A 19,150-nucleotide genomic window follows, 5' to 3' on the forward strand; every position below is an offset into this window, starting at 1 on the left:
ACCGAGAGAAGAAGGAGCCTTCCCATGTGGGTCTTCGTTGCATTTCTTATGGTACCCCTGATCGAAATCGCCCTGTTCATCCAGGTTGGCGGGCTGATCGGACTGTGGCCAACGCTCGGGATCGTCGTGATCACTGCGATTATCGGAACATATATGGTGAAACAGCAGGGGCGGGCGGCCATTGCCAATCTGCAAAGCTCTTTTTCCCGATTGGAAAACCCGAGCGAGCCCTTGGCACACGGCGCGATGATCCTTGTCTCTGGCGCCCTGTTGCTGACGCCGGGATTCTTCACGGATGCGGTTGGTTTTGCTCTCCTTCTGCCGGCGGTGCGTGTCGCGGTTTTTGCCTGGCTGCGCAAACGGGTGAAGGTCACCTCCTTCGAAATGGGCGGTGAGATGCACGTCAATCGCGGTGGTCCGCAGCGCGATCCCCATCCATCCGCGCGCGGCGGCGATGTAATTGATGGCGAGTTCACCGAAGTGCCCAAGGGCAAGAACCCGAATCATCCCGGCTCTGGCTGGACGAGGCATTGAGCCTCTTGCGCCTGCCTGCTAAGGCTTGGCGCGATATTTTGACCCAGCGGAGTTCGGCTCATGGCAGAAAATGAAAACGGCGCGGCGCCTCAGGTCCCGCAGCCCCCGAAAATGAACATTCTTGCGCAGTTCGTGCGGGATATGTCCTTTGAAAACATCCTGTCGCAAAAAGGCGTAACCGGCGAGGTTCAGCCGGACGTTCAGGTGCAGGTGAATCTCGACGCGAAGAAGCGCTCGACGGAAAACCAGTACGAGGTAATCCTCAAGCTGAAGGTTGAAGCAAAATCCAAGGGCACCGGTGATCACCTGTTCCTGCTGGAGCTGGACTATGCAGGCGTGTTCCAGATCGAAAACGTCCCGGAAGACCAGATGCATCCCTTCTTGTTGATCGAATGCCCGCGGATGATCTTCCCCTTCGTGCGCCGCATCGTGTCGGATGTTACGCGCGACGGTGGGTTCATGCCGCTTAATCTCGACACCATCGACTTTCTTGCGCTGTACCGCGCCGAGATCGCCAAGCGCCAGCAAAGCAACGCAGACGCGCCGGTGGCCTAAGAACTTGCTATGCGCTCAGGCCTTGAGCCAGAGCGCATTCTCTCCAAGTTTCTCGACAAAGGCGGCGTGGGCCGCCTTTTCTTTTTCCGAAACCCGGGATGGAAGCGGCGTGGGACGCGGCTTCGGGCGCCAATTGCTGTCGATCTGCGACGACGCGTCCCGGTTCTTCTGAACAGGCGCCGCAAGCCCGAAGTCCGGCTGTTTTCCGCCTATAAGCTCAAGATAGACCTCGGCCAGAATTTCACTGTCGAGCAGAGCGCCATGCAGTGTCCGCGACGTGTTGTCGATATTGAACCGCCGGCAAAGCGCATCGAGGCTGGCTGGGGAGCCGGGAAATTTCTTGCGCGCGATCATTAGGGTATCAACGGCGCGGGAGTTCGCAATCTGCGGCAGGCCCATCCACCTCAGTTCCGCATTGAGGAATTTCATGTCGAAGCTGGCGTTGTGAATGATCAAATTACTGTCTTCGATAAAGTCGAGAAACGCCTGTCCCACAGCCTTGAAGACCGGCTTGTCCTTGAGCACGACCTCCCCGGGCCTGGCCGGTCGCGGACCACTGACCAAAAGGTCCGGGCCGATGCCGTGCACCCCGAACGCCTCATCCGGCATGTCGCGTTCCGGATTGATATATTGATGATACGTGCGACCAGTCGGCATGTGGTTGAAAAGCTCGACCGCGCCGATTTCGACAATCCGATCACCGCTTTCCGGTTCAAAGCCCGTGGTTTCGGTATCGAGTACAATCTCACGCATTCTGAAGCCTTTCGCGGATATCCTGCATCACAGTGTGCACCTGAGCGCGGGCGTGCTCAAGCGTGTCGGTTTCGATGACGTAGGTGGCACGGAGACATTTTTCTTCGTTCGGCATCTGGCGCGCGAGGATGCGAGCAAGATCCTCTTCAGACATAGTACCGCGCGCCAGCACGCGCTGTTTTTGCGTTTCACGGGAAACTTGAACGCAGGCCGTTGCATCCATCGCTACATCGCCGCCGGTCTCGAAGAGCAACGGAATATCAAAGACACCTATGCTTTCCGGGTTCGCAGTGATGAAATCCTGCCGATCCTGTTGAACCAAAGGATGCACGATGGCCTCGATCCGGGGCAGGGCAGTCTTGTCAGCCGCAATAATCTGGCGGAGACGATCGCGGGACACCCTACCGTTGTCGATAACGTCTGGAAATTCTTCTGACATCGGACGCAAAGCGGCACCGCCAACGCCATAAAGCCGGTGCACGGCGGCGTCTGCGTCCCAAAGAACACAGCCTTCCTCCACAAACATCTGCGCTGTGGTCGATTTGCCCATCCCGATGGAGCCGGTCAAACCAAGCTTGAACCTCATGCCATCACCGCCATGCGCGTGTCCTCATCCACCACCGGTCGCCGCCCGAACCAGCGCTCAAAGCCGGGAACCGCCTGATGCAAGAGCATACCGAGACCGTCAACCGTCGTGCAGCCGCGCTGTTCCGCCTCGTCGAGCAATCGCGTTTTCAGGGGCGTGTAGACAATGTCCGTCACGACCATGCCCGAACGCAAACCATCGAGCGGTACACGGAACGGCGGTTTGCCGGTCATGCCAAGAGAGGTCGTGTTGACGATCGTCTGGCAGTCTTCGACGAGGTTTCCGGCCTGAACCCAGTCATGAACCTGAACCCGGTTGCCAAAATCGGCGCGCAGCTTGTCAGCGCGCAGCCTTGTGCGGTTGGTCAGATGAATTTTCGGAACACCCACGTCGAGCAGGGACGCGATTACCGCCCGCGCTGCGCCTCCTGCGCCGATAACAAGCGCCGGTCCCGCTTGGGGCGACCAGTCCGGGGCGCCCTGCCGCAGGTTCTGGATGAATCCATAGCCGTCTGTGTTATCTGCATGAATGCGGCCATCTTCTCTATATATCAAGACGTTGGCAGCGCCGATCAACGTGGCCCGATCCGAGATCATGTCCGCGATGTCCATCACCCGCTCCTTGTACGGGATTGTGATGTTCACGCCGACAAACCCCATATCGGGCAAACGGCGAATGCAGGCTTCGAGCGCGTCCGGCGCGATGTCCATTGGAATGTAGTGACCGGGCAGCTCATACGCCTTCAGCCAATGCGAAAAGAGGCGCGGCGACCAGGAATGGCTGATGGGTCTACCGATAACGCCAGCAAGGGGAATGGCAGTCATCCTTCAACAACCCCGGTGATCGCAAGGTGGTTCAGCAATTCGAGGAGTGGCAGGCCAAGGATCGTGAAGTGATCACCGTGGACCTGGGAAAACAAGCGGATGCCTTCCTTCTCCAGTTTGTACCCGCCGACACTGTCTGAGATATCCGGCCAGTTGCGATCAAGGTAACTCTCAAGATAGCTGTCCGAGAAGGACCGCATCGTCAACCGAGCGGTCGACACATGACGCCAGACCGGCTTTGCGTCCTTGTACAAAACCGCGGCAGACAAAAGTCGATGAGCCTTGCCTCGCAGCATCATAAGCTGTGTCCGGGCTTCAGCTCTGTCGCGCGGCTTCGACAATAGCGTTTGTTCAAAATCGAGGACCTGGTCGCACCCGAGAACCGGCAGTTCGGGCACCTTGCGCGAGACCTTCTGTGCCTTGGCCTCAGCGAGGGCATCGGCGATGTCCCTTGGCGATGCTGCTTCGGCGAGCAGGCTAAGCTTAATGGCATCTTCATCCAGCCTCGGCGATTCGCAATGGATCGACAGGCCCGCGCTGCGCAACAGTTCAGCCCGGACTTGGGAGCCAGATGCGAGGATAAGATCAAGATTCATGTGGATTATTCTGCGCAAAACTGTGTGGTCGGATACGCGTATGGTTCTGGGGAAAAAGCGATGGCCATGCAAGCCTCGGGATAGACTGGGACGCTCAGGATGCGCCGCTGGTCTTATCCGCGCTGTGGGATGGATAACTGTGGGGCTGTGAACATCCTTAGAGAACGAAGGTTACACACTGAGATGTATTGTGTCCGAAGAGATGCAGAAAACCGAATAATCAAAGCGCTTAACAAGCCAAGGCGTAAAACTATCCACAAACCTGTACAGCGCACCGGTACTTGTGAACAACCTTGGTAAGATTGATTAATCCACAGTTAACCGCTCCCCCTAACTTAAACATACAACCTTACTATTTTCTTAAATATTATAGAAAGGCAGGGTGCTCAGGCTTGGTGATTGACGAAGGAGGGGCAGCTGAGGTACGAGGCTGATACTCCTGTTCTGGAGTGGTTTCCCATAAAGACACATAAGGCGGGCAGTTTTGCCCGAAGGGCACTGTATGACCCAAGAGCGTTTGAACCTGGCTGATCTCAAAGCCAAGAGCCCGAAAGATCTGCTTTCAATGGCAGAGGAGCTCGAAATCGAGAACGCATCCACCATGCGTAAAGGTGAGATGATGTTCCAGATTCTGAGGGAGAGAGCGGACGATGGCTGGGACATTTTCGGCGATGGTGTTCTTGAGGTCCTGCAAGATGGGTTTGGTTTCCTGCGGTCGCCGGAAGCGAACTACCTTCCGGGTCCGGACGATATCTACGTCTCACCCGAAATGATCCGGAAGTATTCGCTGCGCACCGGGGATACCATTGAGGGGGAAATCAAGGCGCCCGATGGCGAAGAGCGGTATTTCTGCTTTGTGTCCGTGACGCGGATCAACTTCGAAGATCCGGAGAAAGCCCGTCACAAGATCGCATTCGACAACCTGACACCGCTGTACCCGGATGAGCGGCTGAAAATGGAAATAGAAGACCCGACGATCAAGGACCGTTCCGCGCGGGTGATCGACCTTGTCGCGCCCATAGGCAAGGGACAGCGGAGTTTGATCGTCGCGCCGCCGCGGACAGGTAAGACCGTGATTTTGCAGAACATTGCGAACTCCATCGAGAAGAATCATCCGGAATGCTACCTGATCGTTCTTTTGATCGACGAAAGGCCGGAAGAAGTTACGGACATGCAGAGATCCGTGAAAGGCGAGGTTGTGTCCTCGACCTTTGACGAACCCGCACAGCGTCACGTTGCCGTGTCTGAAATGGTCATCGAAAAAGCCAAGCGTTTGGTCGAGCATAAACGAGATGTTGTTATTCTTCTCGACTCGATCACAAGACTTGGTAGAGCGTTTAACACTGTTGTTCCGTCATCTGGCAAGGTTTTGACCGGCGGTGTTGATGCAAACGCGCTGCAAAGACCGAAGCGATTCTTTGGTGCAGCACGGAATATCGAAGAGGGCGGATCTCTGACGATTATTGCAACGGCCCTGATTGATACGGGCTCGCGGATGGACGAGGTCATCTTTGAAGAGTTCAAAGGGACAGGTAACTCTGAATTGGTTCTCGATCGGAAGATTGCCGATAAACGCGTGTTCCCTGCGATCGACATCCTCAAGTCCGGCACCCGGAAAGAGGAACTTCTGGTGGACAAGATAGATCTGCAGAAGACGTTTGTCCTGCGTCGTATTCTCAACCCGATGGGGACTACCGACGGAATCGAGTTCCTTTTGACGAAGCTGAAACAGACCAAGTCAAACTCCGAGTTCTTTGACTCGATGAACACCTGATATCTGTTGATGTCATGGATACGATCTTTGCTCTGGCAACGGCACCCGGCAAGGCGGGCGTTTCTGTAATTCGCATTTCAGGTCCGGCAGCAGAGGCTGCCGGCCGCGCTTTGTGTGGGGAATTGCCAAAGCCGCGCATCGCCAGTTTGCGCAAATTACGGAACCACGATGGCGCGTTGATCGACGAAGCGCTTGTCTTGTTTTTTGAAGCGGGACGAAGCTTTACCGGCGAAGCTGTCGTAGAATTTCAGGTGCACGGAAGTCAGGCTGTCATAGCTGCAGTGCTTCATTGTCTATCGAGCATTGAAGGTTTGCGACACGCGGACGCGGGAGAATTTACGCGGCGCGCTTTGGAAAATGGTGTTCTGGATCTGACCCAGGTTGAGGCCCTGTCGGATCTCATCGAGGCGGAAACTGAAGCGCAGAGAAAGCAGGCGACCGATGTTCTTTCCGGCGCTTTGGGCGCTTTGGTTGGGAATTGGCGGCGAGATGTCATTCGGGCAGCCTCTTTGCTGGAGGCGACGATCGACTTTTCGGATGAAGACGTTCCAGTCGATGTCAGCGATGAAGTGCGTGATCTGATCAGTGGTGTCCGTGATCAAATAGATCGGCAATTGTCAGGTTTGGATGCCGCCGAGCGCGTGCGAAGTGGATTCGAAGTCGCTATTGTTGGATCACCGAATGTTGGGAAATCGACGCTGTTGAATTACCTAGCTGGTCGGGACGCTGCGATTACTTCCGAAGTCGCGGGGACAACACGCGATGTGATCGAAGTTCGCATGGATATTAGCGGATATGCGGTCACATTGATCGACACCGCTGGTCTGCGCGAAACGGAAGACGTGGTTGAACTTATTGGTGTAGATCGAGCCAAGGCACGCGCAGATCTTGCGGATGTGAGGGTCCATTTAATTGATGCGGATGAAACGCCGTATCTTGACGTCCGGTCGACTGATATTGTCCTTGTCGGAAAATGTGATGAGGGCGGTTATGTCGGTGGAATTTCGGGAAAGACGGGGCTGGGGACCGCTGAATTTCTTGATCGCTTGACTGGAATCTTGCATGGCCTGACGGCAGGCGCGGGTGTTGCGAGCCGGGTCAGGCATAGAATTGTCCTTGAGAATGGCATTTCAAACTTGAATCAAGCGCTACAGTTGTTGGCAGGCGGTCCCGAGGTTTATGATATTGTCAGCGAAGAGATTCGGACTGCGGCCCGTGGTATGAGTGCGCTCCTTGGGTACGTGGATGTCGAACATCTGCTTGATGAGATCTTCTCGAGCTTCTGCGTTGGGAAATGAGGAGTGTTTCACGTGAAACAAAATCGTTTTGATGTGATCGTCATCGGTGGCGGCCACGCTGGCGCGGAGGCCGCTGCGGCGTCAGCACGGATGGGTGCCTCGACCGCATTGATCACTCTGCGAAAGAGTGATCTGGGCGTGATGTCCTGTAATCCTGCAATAGGTGGATTGGGAAAAGGCCACCTTGTCCGGGAGATCGACGCCATGGATGGCGTTATGGGCCATGTTGCAGACACAGCAGGCATCCAGTTCCGTTTACTTAACCGAAAAAAAGGACCCGCCGTTCAAGGTCCGCGCGCGCAAGCAGATCGAAAACTCTATCGGGCAGCAATGCAGAATGCTCTTGCAAAGACTGAGAATCTGCACATCGTCGAGGGTGAAGTCGTTGATTTCGTTATTGAGGGCGGCAAAGTCCTGGGGGCGCTGCTTTCTGACGGAACACGGCTGTCCAGCTCTTCAACAGTGCTAACCAGTGGTACATTTTTGCGCGGCGTGATTCACATCGGAGATGAAAAGACGCCTGGGGGCCGCATGGGTGATAAGCCTTCCGTGCGGCTGGCCGAGCGGATTGACGATTTTGGGCTCACACTCGGACGTTTGAAAACCGGGACACCGCCGCGTCTTAACGGTAGAACGATCAATTGGGATATTCTTGAAAGCCAGCCAGGTGATGAACGGCCTGTACTCTTTTCATTCATGTCAAAGTCCGTCTCTGCAAGACAGGTTTCGTGCGGAATCACCCACACCAATGAAAAGACTCATGAGATCATCCGCCGCAATTTAGAGCGCTCTGCGATGTATGGCGGACATATTAGTGGCGTGGGCCCCCGATACTGCCCTTCTATTGAGGATAAAGTCGTCCGGTTCTCTGAAAAGGACAGCCACCAGGTCTTCTTGGAACCAGAAGGGGTCGATGACGACACGGTATATCCGAATGGCATTTCAACTTCGCTGCCGCAGGAAGTTCAGGAAGCCTACGTTCGGAGCATCGTTGGCTTGGAAAGCGTCGAAATTCTGCAGCCCGGCTATGCGATCGAATATGATTACGTCGATCCGCGGGAGTTGGATTCCCGGCTTGCCGTGCGCAGCGTGGATGGCTTGTTTCTGGCCGGTCAAATCAATGGAACCACCGGATACGAAGAGGCCGCAGCCCAAGGTCTGGTCGCTGGTTTGAATGCGGCAGCGGTGGCTCAAGGCCGTGATCCGATCCGGTTCGGGCGCAGCGAAAGTTATATTGGCGTCATGATTGATGATCTGACAACACGAGGCGTTACTGAGCCTTACCGTATGTTCACATCACGTGCGGAGTTTCGACTGTCTCTCCGTGCTGACAATGCCGATCAGCGGCTGACACCGAAGGCGATCGCTTTGGGTTGCGTATCACGACTTCGGCAAGACAAGTTTAACCTGAAGATGGAGCTACTCTCCAAGGTGCGCGATGTCTCGGAACAATTCGTTCTCGGCAAGGAAGATCTCATAGCGATGAATGCAGGTGTAAAACCTGATGGAACGAAACGATCCGCGTTCCAGGCGCTTTCGTTGAAGGATGTAGAATTTTCAGACGTGGCCGCTCTTTCCGAAGAGCTTTCGAACGTCGATCCCGAAATCGGGGAACAGCTTAAGCGGGAGGCGCTCTACGCCAACTACATAGAGCGGCAACAGAGGGACGTTGATGCATTGCGAAGAGATGAGGCGCTCGCAATTCCAGCTGACTTCGATTTTGATGCTTTGCCCAGCCTTTCCTCTGAACTCAAGTTGAAGCTTAATACAGCGAGACCAGAGGATTTGTCTCAGGCAGGGCGTATCGATGGGATGACTCCAGCGGCGCTTACGTTGATTTTGGCGAAGCTTCGGCAATATAACCGGCGTTCAGTCGGATGAGGCCGTCGGTATCGCTGCATGAATCGGATGTTTCACGTGAAACACAAGACAGGTTTTTGACTTACCTAAGCCTACTTGAAACGTGGAATCGAAAAATCAATCTGATATCGCCAACCACGATACGAGATGCGTGGACTAGACATTTTATCGATAGCGTTCAAATTCTGGACAGCTACCAGCCGCGTTCCGGGATATGGGGCGATTTGGGTAGCGGAGGCGGGTTTCCGGGGTTGATTGTTGCCATTCTATGCGCCGAGAGGTTTCCGGAAACCAAGGCTGTCCTGATTGAGAGCGACCTTCGGAAGTGTACGTTCTTACGCACCGTTATTCGGGAGACTGGAATTGATGCAAAGGTTCTTTCTGACCGCATTGAAACCGCACCGCCTCTCGACGCACAGAGCATCTCTGCCCGGGCACTTGCGCCGCTGCCTGTGTTGCTCGGATACGTAAACAGGCATCTTGCTCCTGGCGGAACGGCGATGCTGCCGAAAGGCGAAAATTGGCAAGCAGAGATCGCCGAAGCAGGAGAATCGTGGAACTTCAAATTTACAGCGCATAAAAGTAAAACAAACCCGCAAGCTGTCGTCCTCGAAATTGGAGAACTCACCCATGTCTGACCTGACGCGCTCGGCCAGCCCCAAGATTATTGCAGTGGCCAACCAGAAAGGCGGCGTTGGCAAAACCACCACAACGATTAATTTGGGTGCGGCACTGGCGGAAAAAGGGGAACGGGTCCTTGTCGTTGATCTTGATCCGCAAGGAAACGCGTCCACTGGACTGGGTATAGAGCCAGAAGACAGGGAATTCACTACATATGACTTGTTGTTGGAAGATATAGCGTTGGACCGGGTCATTTTGACCACGACAACCGATAACCTGAACCTCGTACCGGCCAACGTGGATCTCAGCTCTGCGGATATGGAACTGATATCAAACGAAAAGCGCAGCTTTTTGCTGCACGATGTGCTGCGCCAGCCCGCAATGGATGCGTTTAAGTTCGATTATATTCTGATCGACTGCCCGCCGTCTCTGAATCTTCTGACGGTTAATGCCATGGTCGCCGCGCATTCCGTGCTTGTGCCGCTTCAAAGTGAATTTTTCGCCTTGGAAGGCTTGTCGCAACTGATGTTGACTATCCGGGACGTCCGCCAATCCGCGAACCCAGATCTTCGCATCGAAGGCGTGGTGCTTACGATGTACGACGCACGGAACAACCTGTCGCAGCAGGTCGAGGCTGACGCGCGGGCGAACCTCTCGGATCTTGTGTTCAAGACTGTGATCCCGCGGAACGTGCGTGTGAGTGAAGCGCCGTCATATGCCTTGCCGGTGCTGGCTTATGACACCCAATCCAAAGGCGCGGCCGCGTATCGCATGCTTGCGGATGAACTTGTCGCGAAAAACACCAAGCTGGCGGCCTGAACGCCAGAGAGAACAGGGGGCCAAAATGGCAGACAAGAAAGAGCAGAGACGCGGCCTCGGGCGAGGATTGTCCGCACTGATGGCAGATGTCGAGGTCAAGCCGCAAGCGAGCACCGACACATCTCCCGTGCGGGCGGATCGCGTCGTGCCGGTGGAGCGGGTTGTCCCCAACCCGGATCAGCCACGCCGTACCTTCACGGAAGCCCAGCTTCAGGAGTTGGCGGATTCCATTCGTACGAAGGGGATCATTCAACCGCTGATCGTCCGTGTGAATCCCAGGAATGCCAGTGAATTCGAAATTGTCGCGGGCGAACGCCGCTGGCGCGCAGCACAGATGGCGCAATTGCACGAAGTGCCCGTTCTCGTTCGCGAGTTCGACGATACGGAAGTTCTCGAAGTCGCGATCATCGAGAACATTCAAAGGGCCGATCTCAACGCGATTGAAGAGGCCGCCGGTTACCGTCAATTGATGTTCAAGTTTGGACATACGCAGGAAAAACTGGCGGAGGCCTTGGGTAAGAGTCGCAGTCACATCGCCAACCTGATGCGGCTTCTGAATTTGCCAGAGACTGTTCAGGACATGGTGGTTCAGGGCGATCTCAGTGCCGGGCATGCACGAACATTGATCACAGCGCCAAATCCGGAAGCCCTGGCCAAGATGATCGTGGCCAAGGGGCTGTCGGTCCGTGCGGCAGAGAAGCTCGCGAAAGATGCGATTTCTCCGCCGCAGCCAAAAGTCAGGCCAAGCGGAAGCGTCTCGGTCGAAAAGGACGCGGACACGCGGGCGTTGGAGGGTGATTTATCCGCGGCGCTGAGTATGAGGGTTTCGATTGATCACAAGCCTGGACACGAGGCGGGCAAAATCACGATTTCTTACGAATCGCTCGAACAGTTGGACGCGCTGTGCGCCATTCTGAGTACAGCCTAGCCGAGCGACGTGTCAGGGAATGAGTTCCGAGACAACGGCATTCAGGATCATACGGCCCTTGGGCGTCACGCCGAGGGCCGTTTCTGTTTTCCAGATCAGGTCAAGATCCAACAGGTCTGCGATTGTCTGGTCCGAAATTCGATAGTTCGACATATTGTAGAGCCGTACCAGGTCGACACCGTCCAGTAGACGTAAGCCCATCATGAGGTATTCAGCGACTTGCTCTTCCGGCCCAACTGCGTTCATCAGCGTGTCGCCGCGCCCGTCTTTGACGAGATCAAGCCATTTCCCGGGCGCCGATGCTGCGACGGTCGCAAATTTCTGGCCATTCTGCGTCAGACGTCCATGGGCCCCCGGACCAACACCGGCATAGTCACCATAATTCCAGTAGATCAGATTATGCCGCGACTCGGAGCCAGGTCTTGCATGGTTTGAGACTTCGTAGCTCGGCAAACCTGCAGCCGAGCAGAGCGCTTGCGTCACCTCATACATATCGGCGGCGAGGTCTTCATCAGGTAGGCCCTTGAGTCGACCCGCGTTGTAGCGGTCGCCGAAAGCAGTGCCTTGTTCGATCGTCAGCTGGTAGAGCGACAGGTGATCGACCGACATCGAGAGCGCTTCACCGAGTTCGACCTCCCAGTCTGACAGGCTTTGACCCTGCCGGGCATAGATCAAGTCAAAACTGACCCGGTCAAAAACAGATCGCGCAATGTCAAACGCCGTCTTGGCTTCATGGACATCATGAAGCCGCCCGAGCCGTCTGAGATCCTCCGCGCGCAGAGCCTGAACGCCCAGTGAGACCCGGTTGACGCCAGCTTCGGCATAGCCTTCAAACCGCGCGGCCTCGACAGAGCGAGGGTTGGCCTCAAGCGTGATTTCAATATCATTGGCCCAGGTCCAGGTCTCTTGAGCGGCCCCAAGAATTTTCTGAACTGTCGCGGCTTCCATCAAGGATGGCGTGCCGCCTCCAAAAAAGATGGAATTCAACACCCGGCCCGGCGTGAGATCCGCCACGCGGCGGACTTCCCTGGCCAGCGCGTCGGCCCAAATCGTTTGATCTATGTTCTGTGTGACGTGGCTGTTGAAGTCACAGTAAGGGCACTTCGCTTCGCAAAACGGCCAGTGCACATAGAGACCAAAGCCGCCAAATTGCCAGTCTTCAGTCGCCAAAACAGCCTGCTACGAATTTGCGGAACGCATCGGCCCGGTGGCTGATCTTGTTCTTTTCCCAGCGATCCATTTCGCCAAAGGTAATCTCATAGCCGACCGGCTGGAAGATTGGATCATAGCCGTGACCCTGATCTCCGCGCATTGGCCAGACCACCTGTCCTTCCATCACGCCGGGAAAGACCTCGTCGTGTCCGTCGGGCCAGGCAAGAACCAGCGTACAGCAAAACCGTGCCGTCCACGGCGCAGGGGTGCCGCTCTCTTGAATACGCCGGTAGGACTTTTCCATGGCCACACCAAAGTCGCGACCCGTCTCTGTTTCGGCCCAATCCGCCGTATATACACCGGGGGCCTTGTCCAGCGCATCAATCTCGATGCCACTGTCATCGGAGAGTGCAGGCAGGCCTGTGGCCTTGGCGGCGGCATGTGCCTTGATGCGGGCGTTTTGAACAAACGTGGTGCCGTCTTCGACCGGCTCAGGCAGGTGCATCTCCTTGGCGCCCACGACGGTCACGCCAAAGGGCTTGAGGAGATCCGCAATCTCCTCAAGCTTGCCTTGGTTGTGTGTCGCGACAAGAAGGCGATCGCCCTCGAATTTGCGCGTCATGCCAGCGCCGCTTTCTGGGCTTCGACCAGTTCGGCGACACCCTGCTCGGCGAGGTCCATCAATGTCCCCATCTGATCGCGGGAGAATGTCGCGCCTTCTGCCGACATCTGCACTTCGATCAACTGGCCATCACCCCGGAGAATGAAATTGCCATCGACGCCCGCTTCGCTGTCTTCGGGATAGTCAAGATCGAGCACGGCCTGGCCGGCATAGAGTCCACAGCTGACCGCGGCCACGGGAGAGATAAGCGGATCCGTCTTGATGTCACCAATCTTCATGAGCTTGTTCACCGCCATGCGCAGGGCAACCCAGCCGCCGGTGATCGCGGCGCATCGGGTTCCGCCGTCGGCTTGAATGACATCACAGTCCACGGTGATCTGCCGTTCACCCATCGCGACCCGATCCACACCCGCCCGCAGCGACCGACCGATCAGACGCTGAATTTCCACGGTGCGTCCGCCTTGTTTACCGGTCGTGGCCTCACGGCGCATCCGCGAGGAGGTCGAACGGGGCAGCATGCCATACTCCGCCGTGACCCAACCAAGGCCGGATCCTTTGATAAACGGCGGCACGCGCTCCTCGATGGACGCGGTGCACAGCACATGCGTGTCGCCCATCTTGATCAAACAAGACCCTTCGGCGTGTTTCGTGACCCCTGTTTCGATTGAAACAGCTCGCATTTCACTTAGGTTCCGTCCCGAAGGTCTCATGATTGTCCTCTTTCTTAAGCTGCGCCACGGATAGACGGGGCAGGGGTCTTCACGCAAGCCCGATTGACGCCGCGCGCGCAGCGTCTTTAATGATCGGACGTTGACGAGGTAACGCATGACAACCGCGAATGAATTGCTGTCGCAGATGAATGATCGCTCCCGCGAGGTGTTTCGGCGGGTGGTTGAGGGCTATCTCGATTCCGGCGAACCTGTGGGATCCCGGACGTTGACCCGAACGCTGTCCGAAAAGGTCTCGGCCGCGACGATCCGCAACGTGATGCAGGATCTTGAGTTTCTCGGCCTGCTCGACAGCCCCCATGTCAGCGCGGGACGCATTCCAACGCATCTCGGACTGCGGATGTTTGTCGATGGCCTGCTTGAGGTGCGGGATCTGGATCATACGGATCGGGAGAAGATTGACGCGACCATGGGAGCCAATGCTCAAGATGTGGGTGGGTTCCTCGATAAGGTCGGCTCTGCGCTCTCAGGAGTGACGCAGGGCGCGTCACTTGTGCTCACGCCGAAGCACGAAGCGCCGCTCAAACACATCGAATTCGTCAGCCTGGGCCGGGATCGCGCGTTGGTCGTGATTGTTTTTGCCGACGGACATGTGGAGAACCGCGTCTTTACGCCGCCGCCCGGCCAAACCCCAAGCTCCATGCGCGAGGCTGCGAATTTCGTGAACGCCTTGGTCGAGGGACGCACGCTCAGTGAGCTGCGCCACGTGATGACCGACGAAATCAAACGCCGTCGGCTTGAACTCGATAGTCTAGCCGCCGAGTTGATCGAATCAGGTGTCGCCGTTTGGGACGGCGAATCCGACAGCTCGGCCCGGCTTATCGTGCGGGGGCGGGCGAATCTGCTTGGCGATGACTCTGCCGAAGAGGAACTGGAGCGTATCCGACAGCTGTTCGACGATCTCGAACGCAAGCGTGATATCGCCGAATTTCTGGAATTGACCGATCAGGGCGACGGCGTTCGCATTTTCATTGGGTCCGAGAACAAACTTTTCTCACTTTCGGGTTCCTCTCTGGTGGTCTCTCCATATATGAACGCTGACCGTAAGATCATTGGCGCGGTCGGGGTCATCGGACCCACGCGTCTAAACTATGGCCGGATTGTTCCCATCGTGGACTATACGGCGCAGCTGGTCGGCAAGCTGATCGCTGACCGCAGTTAGAGGTGAAGAATGGCAGACCCGAGAGACGACGACTTTCTCGACGACATCGAAGCGCTGGAAGCCGCCGAGGCTGAAGCCTCCGAAGCGGAGCCAACAGCGGACGAGGTGATTTCCTCGCTGGAGGCGGAACGCGACGAATACAAGGACCGCTTCATGCGGGCGCTTGCGGATGCCGAGAATGCCCGCAAGCGCGCGGCGAAGGACCGGCAGGAGGCACAGGCCTACGGCGGTACGCGCATCGCACGGGATCTGATCCCCGTCTATGACAACCTCAGCCGTGCGCTTCTGGCCGCGAAGGAGGCGGAGGGTGAAGCATCTGTTGCCCTCACCGAAGGCGTCGAGCTCACGCTGAAGGAGCTTCTGACGGTCTTTGATCGTCATGGGGTCAAGCGCGTGGCCCCGGCAGTGGGCGACAAGTTCGACCCGCAGGTGCACGAAGCGATGTTCGAAGCGCCCGTTCCCGGCACGAAGGCCGGCGATATCATTCAGGTCTCGGCTGAGGGATTCACTCTGCACGATCGCCTGCTGCGTCCGGCTCAGGTCGGCGTCAGCTCCATGGTTGGTTGAGCCTCGGTTTCATGTGAAACGTCGAAGGCGGGGCAATACCCCCAGCCCCTTACGGCAAATGTTGAAGCCTGCGAGTATTCGCGGGCTTCAAGCCTCTATGGAGGATGGCGGGATTGACGATCAAGCCACGCGCGGTTCGTCCAGAAGTTCATCCAGGCGCTTCGGATCGTTGGACAAAAGTCGCAGGGCTGTATCAGCGGCTTTGCTCAACACCACATCCCCTGATTCATATTTCTGAAACGCATTTGGCCCGCCGCCAATGAGGCGACCCGCATCACGCTGCGAAAGTCTGAGTTTCTTGCGAGCTGCCCGGACCTGCCCCGGAGTCATCACTCCAATCTCTCGGGCTTTCATGGTGTTGATCGCGCGGTCAGACACCTGCATGTCTTTGGCATCATGGATGCCTTGGTCCGCAGTAGGGTCGTCAGCCGGATACCATCCCGGCATTTCGACCGCCTCGCTTTGAGAACGAAAGGTGAGCACGACTGTGCGAACACCGCGAACGAGCGTCATACCGGTCTCCGGATGCACTCTTATCTCTTCAACTCCAGGCATCTCATTTCTCCTTGAAGGACGTGCACGTGAACTCAGCGACAGTGTCTTGTACGAACTTGATGTAGATCTCATATCCGTCCGCTCGCCCGTGATAGACATCCATCCACACCCTGTGATTATTGGGTGTGGTCATCGACTTGTAGAAATCACGATAGCTAAGGCCCTTGATGACGCCGATCATGTCGGCACGGGTCACTCCCATCTCTGCCGCACCCTGCATGGCGGCGTTCGTATTCCCATCGTCGAGCCGGCAGACGCTTGAATTGATCGGAGATCGTATGTCGGTTTCTTCTTTTCCATCACGTAGCACCATAATGGTGTAATTTCAAGTAGTCCAGCACCTCCGCCGACACACCGTCCAGCTTGCGCGGCGGCAACCTCTTCGCTGTCGAAGATATTTTCGGGACACAGCTCACCTGCTCCTCCCTCTGAGAACCCGCCAAGTGTCTTGACTAAAAGGACAAGTTGGCCGGAGTGCGACCAACAGAAGCGATCATATCAACAATTGCCGTAAGGGGCTGGGGCAATACCCCGCCTTTTTCTTGCGGTGCGCCATCCCGGATCGGCCCCGTCAGGGTTTTATCAGTGCCTTGAGGTCATAGAGCGCCTGCAAGGCTTCTCGCGGCGTCATCTCGTCCGGCAACAGAGCTTCGAGCCGCTGCTCCAATTCGGAAGGGCCTTGTTTTGGCTTCGGCTGTGGTCCAGCCAGCGCGGCGGCGGAGAACAGTGGCAGATCGTCAATCAAAGCCTTCGGCGAAGCCCGGTCCCGCTCCCCTTGTTCCAACGCATCAAGAACACTTCGCGCGCGGGCAATGACCGCCTTGGGCAGGCCCGCGAGCTGTGCGACCTGAACCCCATAGGACCGATCCGCCGCGCCATCGTGCACCTCGTGCAGGAAGATCACGTCGCCCTCCCATTCCTTAACGGCAACGGTTGCATTGCGCACACCGGGCAGCTTGCCGGCCAGAGCGGTCATTTCATGGTAATGCGTCGCAAACAGACCGCGCACGCGATTGCTTTCGTGCAGATGTTCCAATGTGGCCCAGGCAATCGATAGGCCATCATAGGTCGCGGTGCCGCGCCCGATCTCGTCGAGAATGACCAGCGCGCGTTCGTCCGCCTGGTTCAGGATCGCTGCGGTTTCGACCATCTCGACCATAAAGGTGGAGCGCCCTCGCGCCAGATCATCGCTTGCACCAACGCGGCTGAAAATCTGGCTGACGAGACCGATGTGGGCGCTGTTCGCGGGCACGTAAGAGCCGATTTGGGCCAGAAGTGCGATTAGCGCGTTCTGCCGCAGGTACGTCGACTTACCGGCCATGTTCGGACCGGTCAGCAGCGTGACAGAGGCGGCATCACCCTCCGCGTTCAACACGCAGTCATTGGCAATGAATGGCTCTCCGGCCTTGCTCAGAGCCTCTTCGACCACCGGATGGCGACCGCCCTGAATGGCAAAGGCGCGGCTGTCGTCCACGACCGGTTTGCACCAGTCCCTGCTGCGCGCCAGCGTGGCCAGCCCGATCGACAGATCAAACTCCGCCAAGGCCAGCGCAAGGTCCGACAGCGCGGGTGCATTGTCCAAAACAGCCTGCGTCAGGGTGGAATAGAGACGCTTTTCGATTTCAAGCGCCTCGTTCCCCGCATTCATGATCCGCCGCTCAAGTTCAGAAAGCTCAACAGTCGTGAATCGCACCTGATTGGCGGTGGTCTGCCGATGGATGAAAGTCTCCGACAGGGGGGGCGACATCATCTTGTCCGCATGAGTGGCGGTTGCTTCGATGAAGTAGCCCAGCACGTTATTGTGTTTGATTTTCATCGCTTTGACGCCGGTCTCTTCGGCATACTTGGCCTGCAGCGCCGCGATCACCCCGCGGCCCTCATCGCGCAGCTTTCGCGCGTCATCCAGATCTGCATCATATCCGGGCGCGATAAAGCCACCATCCCGCGCCAGAAGCGGCGGCTCGGCTATCAGTGCGGCATCAAGCAATTCCAGCAGAGTTTCCTGCCCCGACAGGCTCTGCGCCGCCCGCCCGAGCAGGGCTGGCAGATCCTGATTGCTCATCTGTTCGCGCAAAATCCCGGCCTGCGTTATCGCATTGCGCACCGCCGCCAGATCGCGCGGGCCGCCACGCTCCAGGCCAAGTCGGGACAGCGCGCGATCCAGATCCGGCACGCGCCGCAGGCTGTTGCGCAAGGCCTCGGCCAGTGGCGACTCGCAGGCCCAGGTGACCGCGTCGAGCCGTTCGCGAATGACCACCATCTCGCGAGAGGGCGAAGACACCCGGCGTTCGAGCAGACGTGCGCCGCCGGACGTTACGGTGCGGTCGATCGACGCCAGCAGAGAGCCCGCGCGCCCGCCATTCATGCTCTGAGTCAGCTCAAGATTGCGCCGTGTCGCGGTGTCGATCTGCATGAGGCGCGTGACGGCTTCCTGCCGTGGCGGGTTCAGCAGGGGCACGCGGCCCTTCTGGGTGATCTCAAGGTAATCGACCAGGGCGCCCATAGCGGACAGCTCACAGCGAGAGAAGGTTCCAAAACCGGATAGGGACTGAACCGAAAAGACAGTGCAAAGCCGCGTTTCGCCGGCGCTTGAATCGAAGGAGGCCGCGCCAAGGATCGTCGGCTCAAGCCCCAGATCCGCCAAAACGTCGCGCAGATCCTCTTCGGTCTTTTCTGTCGTGAGCAGTTCGGAGGGGGCCAAACGTGCCAATTCTGCCCCGATCCTGGCCCGCGCCAAGGGCATCACGTGAAACGCGCCGGTGGAAATATCGCACCAAGACAGGGAAAAATCGTCTCTAACACGGCCCAAAGCGGCCAGGAAGTTATGTCGCCGCGCCTCCAGCAAAGACTCTTCGGTCAGGGTACCCGGCGTCACAAGCCGGACCACGTCCCGCTTGACCACGGCTTTGTAGCCACGCTTCTTCGCGTCTTCCGGGCTTTCGAGCTGTTCGCCCACCGCGACGCGGAATCCCTTACGGATCAGGGTCAGAAGATAGTTTTCGGCGGCATGAACCGGCACCCCGCACATGGGGATGTCATCTCCGTCGTGTTTGCCGCGCTTCGTCAACGCAATGTCCAGCGCTTCGGCTGCGGCGACTGCGTCGTCGAAAAACATCTCGTAGAAATCGCCCATCCGGTAGAACAGCAAGGCATCCGGGTACTGGGCCTTGATCTCCAGGTATTGCGCCATCATCGGCGTGACTGTTGTTTTGTTAG

The 19,150-nt window shown here is 57.2% G+C and carries 20 protein-coding genes; 10 read left to right on the plus strand and 10 right to left on the minus strand.

Features of this window, described 5'->3' with window-relative positions; translation table 11 throughout:
* The first annotated feature begins 24 nt into the window (after nt 1–24).
* Both ACN2XU_RS09290 and secB read left to right on the plus strand, forming a co-directional pair.
* Complete coding sequence (locus tag ACN2XU_RS09290; RefSeq protein ID WP_419410153.1) at nt 25–534, plus strand: FxsA family protein; 510 nt, start codon at nt 25–27, stop codon at nt 532–534.
* Between the two features lie 60 nt (nt 535–594).
* Nucleotides 595–1,089, plus strand: a complete 495-nt coding sequence (secB, locus tag ACN2XU_RS09295; protein WP_419410154.1) for a protein-export chaperone SecB — start codon at nt 595–597, stop codon at nt 1,087–1,089.
* Between the two features lie 15 nt (nt 1,090–1,104).
* Here the strand turns inward: secB and dnaQ are convergent, their stop codons facing one another.
* The 4 genes from dnaQ to ACN2XU_RS09315 are packed head-to-tail and all read right to left on the minus strand — an operon-like array spanning nt 1,105 to nt 3,848.
* Nucleotides 1,105–1,842 (minus strand): DNA polymerase III subunit epsilon, encoded by a 738-nt coding sequence (dnaQ, locus tag ACN2XU_RS09300; protein WP_419410155.1) that lies wholly within the window; start codon nt 1,840–1,842, stop codon nt 1,105–1,107.
* Nucleotides 1,835–2,428, minus strand: a complete 594-nt coding sequence (gene coaE, locus ACN2XU_RS09305; RefSeq protein WP_419410156.1) for a dephospho-CoA kinase — start codon at nt 2,426–2,428, stop codon at nt 1,835–1,837. The genes dnaQ and coaE overlap by 8 nt, the downstream gene beginning before the upstream one ends.
* Entirely contained in the window at nt 2,425–3,252 is an 828-nt protein-coding gene (locus ACN2XU_RS09310) for a shikimate dehydrogenase (RefSeq protein WP_419410157.1), read from the minus strand. Before ACN2XU_RS09310 ends, coaE begins: the two co-directional genes overlap by 4 nt.
* Nucleotides 3,249–3,848, minus strand: a complete 600-nt coding sequence (locus ACN2XU_RS09315) for a Maf family protein (RefSeq protein ID WP_419410158.1) — start codon at nt 3,846–3,848, stop codon at nt 3,249–3,251. Before ACN2XU_RS09315 ends, ACN2XU_RS09310 begins: the two co-directional genes overlap by 4 nt.
* 502 nt (nt 3,849–4,350) lie before the next feature.
* On the opposite strand from ACN2XU_RS09315, the gene rho reads away from it, so the two are divergent.
* Genes rho through ACN2XU_RS09345 form a run of 6 tightly spaced genes read left to right on the plus strand, consistent with a single transcriptional unit; the run spans nt 4,351 to nt 11,148 of the window.
* Nucleotides 4,351–5,622 (plus strand): transcription termination factor Rho, encoded by a 1,272-nt coding sequence (gene rho, locus ACN2XU_RS09320; protein ID WP_419410159.1) that lies wholly within the window; start codon nt 4,351–4,353, stop codon nt 5,620–5,622.
* Between the two features lie 14 nt (nt 5,623–5,636).
* On the plus strand, nt 5,637–6,920 hold the full coding sequence (gene mnmE / locus ACN2XU_RS09325; RefSeq protein WP_419410160.1) for a tRNA uridine-5-carboxymethylaminomethyl(34) synthesis GTPase MnmE: 1,284 nt from the start codon (nt 5,637–5,639) through the stop codon (nt 6,918–6,920).
* A 12-nt stretch (nt 6,921–6,932) separates the two neighbouring features.
* The gene (mnmG, locus tag ACN2XU_RS09330) at nt 6,933–8,801 is read left to right on the plus strand and encodes a tRNA uridine-5-carboxymethylaminomethyl(34) synthesis enzyme MnmG (RefSeq protein ID WP_419410161.1); all 1,869 of its coding nucleotides are present in this window, start codon (nt 6,933–6,935) and stop codon (nt 8,799–8,801) included.
* Nucleotides 8,802–8,857: 56 nt separating this feature from the next.
* Complete coding sequence (gene rsmG / locus ACN2XU_RS09335) at nt 8,858–9,418, plus strand: 16S rRNA (guanine(527)-N(7))-methyltransferase RsmG (RefSeq protein WP_419410162.1); 561 nt, start codon at nt 8,858–8,860, stop codon at nt 9,416–9,418.
* Nucleotides 9,411–10,220, plus strand: coding sequence for a ParA family protein (locus ACN2XU_RS09340; protein ID WP_419410163.1), 810 nt, complete (start codon nt 9,411–9,413; stop codon nt 10,218–10,220). Before rsmG ends, ACN2XU_RS09340 begins: the two co-directional genes overlap by 8 nt.
* Nucleotides 10,221–10,245: 25 nt before the next feature.
* Entirely contained in the window at nt 10,246–11,148 is a 903-nt protein-coding gene (locus ACN2XU_RS09345; protein ID WP_419410164.1) for a ParB/RepB/Spo0J family partition protein, read from the plus strand.
* 12 nt (nt 11,149–11,160) lie between these two features.
* Here the strand turns inward: ACN2XU_RS09345 and hemW are convergent, their stop codons facing one another.
* The 3 genes from hemW to rph are packed head-to-tail and all read right to left on the minus strand — an operon-like array spanning nt 11,161 to nt 13,632.
* Complete coding sequence (hemW, locus tag ACN2XU_RS09350; protein ID WP_419410165.1) at nt 11,161–12,318, minus strand: radical SAM family heme chaperone HemW; 1,158 nt, start codon at nt 12,316–12,318, stop codon at nt 11,161–11,163.
* Nucleotides 12,308–12,922: an RdgB/HAM1 family non-canonical purine NTP pyrophosphatase gene (rdgB, locus tag ACN2XU_RS09355; RefSeq protein ID WP_419410166.1), complete on the minus strand. Its 615-nt coding sequence runs from the start codon at nt 12,920–12,922 to the stop codon at nt 12,308–12,310. The genes hemW and rdgB overlap by 11 nt, the downstream gene beginning before the upstream one ends.
* Nucleotides 12,919–13,632: a ribonuclease PH gene (gene rph, locus ACN2XU_RS09360; protein WP_419410197.1), complete on the minus strand. Its 714-nt coding sequence runs from the start codon at nt 13,630–13,632 to the stop codon at nt 12,919–12,921. Before rph ends, rdgB begins: the two co-directional genes overlap by 4 nt.
* Before the next feature lie 115 nt (nt 13,633–13,747).
* Here rph and hrcA point away from each other — a divergent pair, with 115 nt between their 5' ends.
* Nucleotides 13,748–14,812, plus strand: a complete 1,065-nt coding sequence (hrcA, locus tag ACN2XU_RS09365; protein ID WP_419410167.1) for a heat-inducible transcriptional repressor HrcA — start codon at nt 13,748–13,750, stop codon at nt 14,810–14,812.
* A gap of 9 nt (nt 14,813–14,821) precedes the next feature.
* Entirely contained in the window at nt 14,822–15,379 is a 558-nt protein-coding gene (locus ACN2XU_RS09370; protein WP_419410168.1) for a nucleotide exchange factor GrpE, read from the plus strand.
* Between the two features lie 120 nt (nt 15,380–15,499).
* Here ACN2XU_RS09370 and ACN2XU_RS09375 read toward each other — a convergent pair whose 3' ends face one another.
* The 3 genes from ACN2XU_RS09375 to mutS all read right to left on the minus strand — a co-directional run bounded on the left by ACN2XU_RS09375 (nt 15,500) and on the right by mutS (nt 19,127).
* Complete coding sequence (locus tag ACN2XU_RS09375; RefSeq protein ID WP_419410169.1) at nt 15,500–15,934, minus strand: type II toxin-antitoxin system MqsA family antitoxin; 435 nt, start codon at nt 15,932–15,934, stop codon at nt 15,500–15,502.
* A 1-nt stretch (nt 15,935) separates the two neighbouring features.
* Nucleotides 15,936–16,247, minus strand: coding sequence for a type II toxin-antitoxin system MqsR family toxin (locus ACN2XU_RS09380; RefSeq protein ID WP_419410170.1), 312 nt, complete (start codon nt 16,245–16,247; stop codon nt 15,936–15,938).
* A 258-nt stretch (nt 16,248–16,505) separates the two neighbouring features.
* Complete coding sequence (gene mutS, locus ACN2XU_RS09385; RefSeq protein ID WP_419410198.1) at nt 16,506–19,127, minus strand: DNA mismatch repair protein MutS; 2,622 nt, start codon at nt 19,125–19,127, stop codon at nt 16,506–16,508.
* Nucleotides 19,128–19,150 lie beyond the last annotated feature (23 nt).

This window comes from Pacificoceanicola niger (assembly GCF_048553275.1).
Lineage (GTDB): Bacteria > Pseudomonadota > Alphaproteobacteria > Rhodobacterales > Rhodobacteraceae > Pacificoceanicola.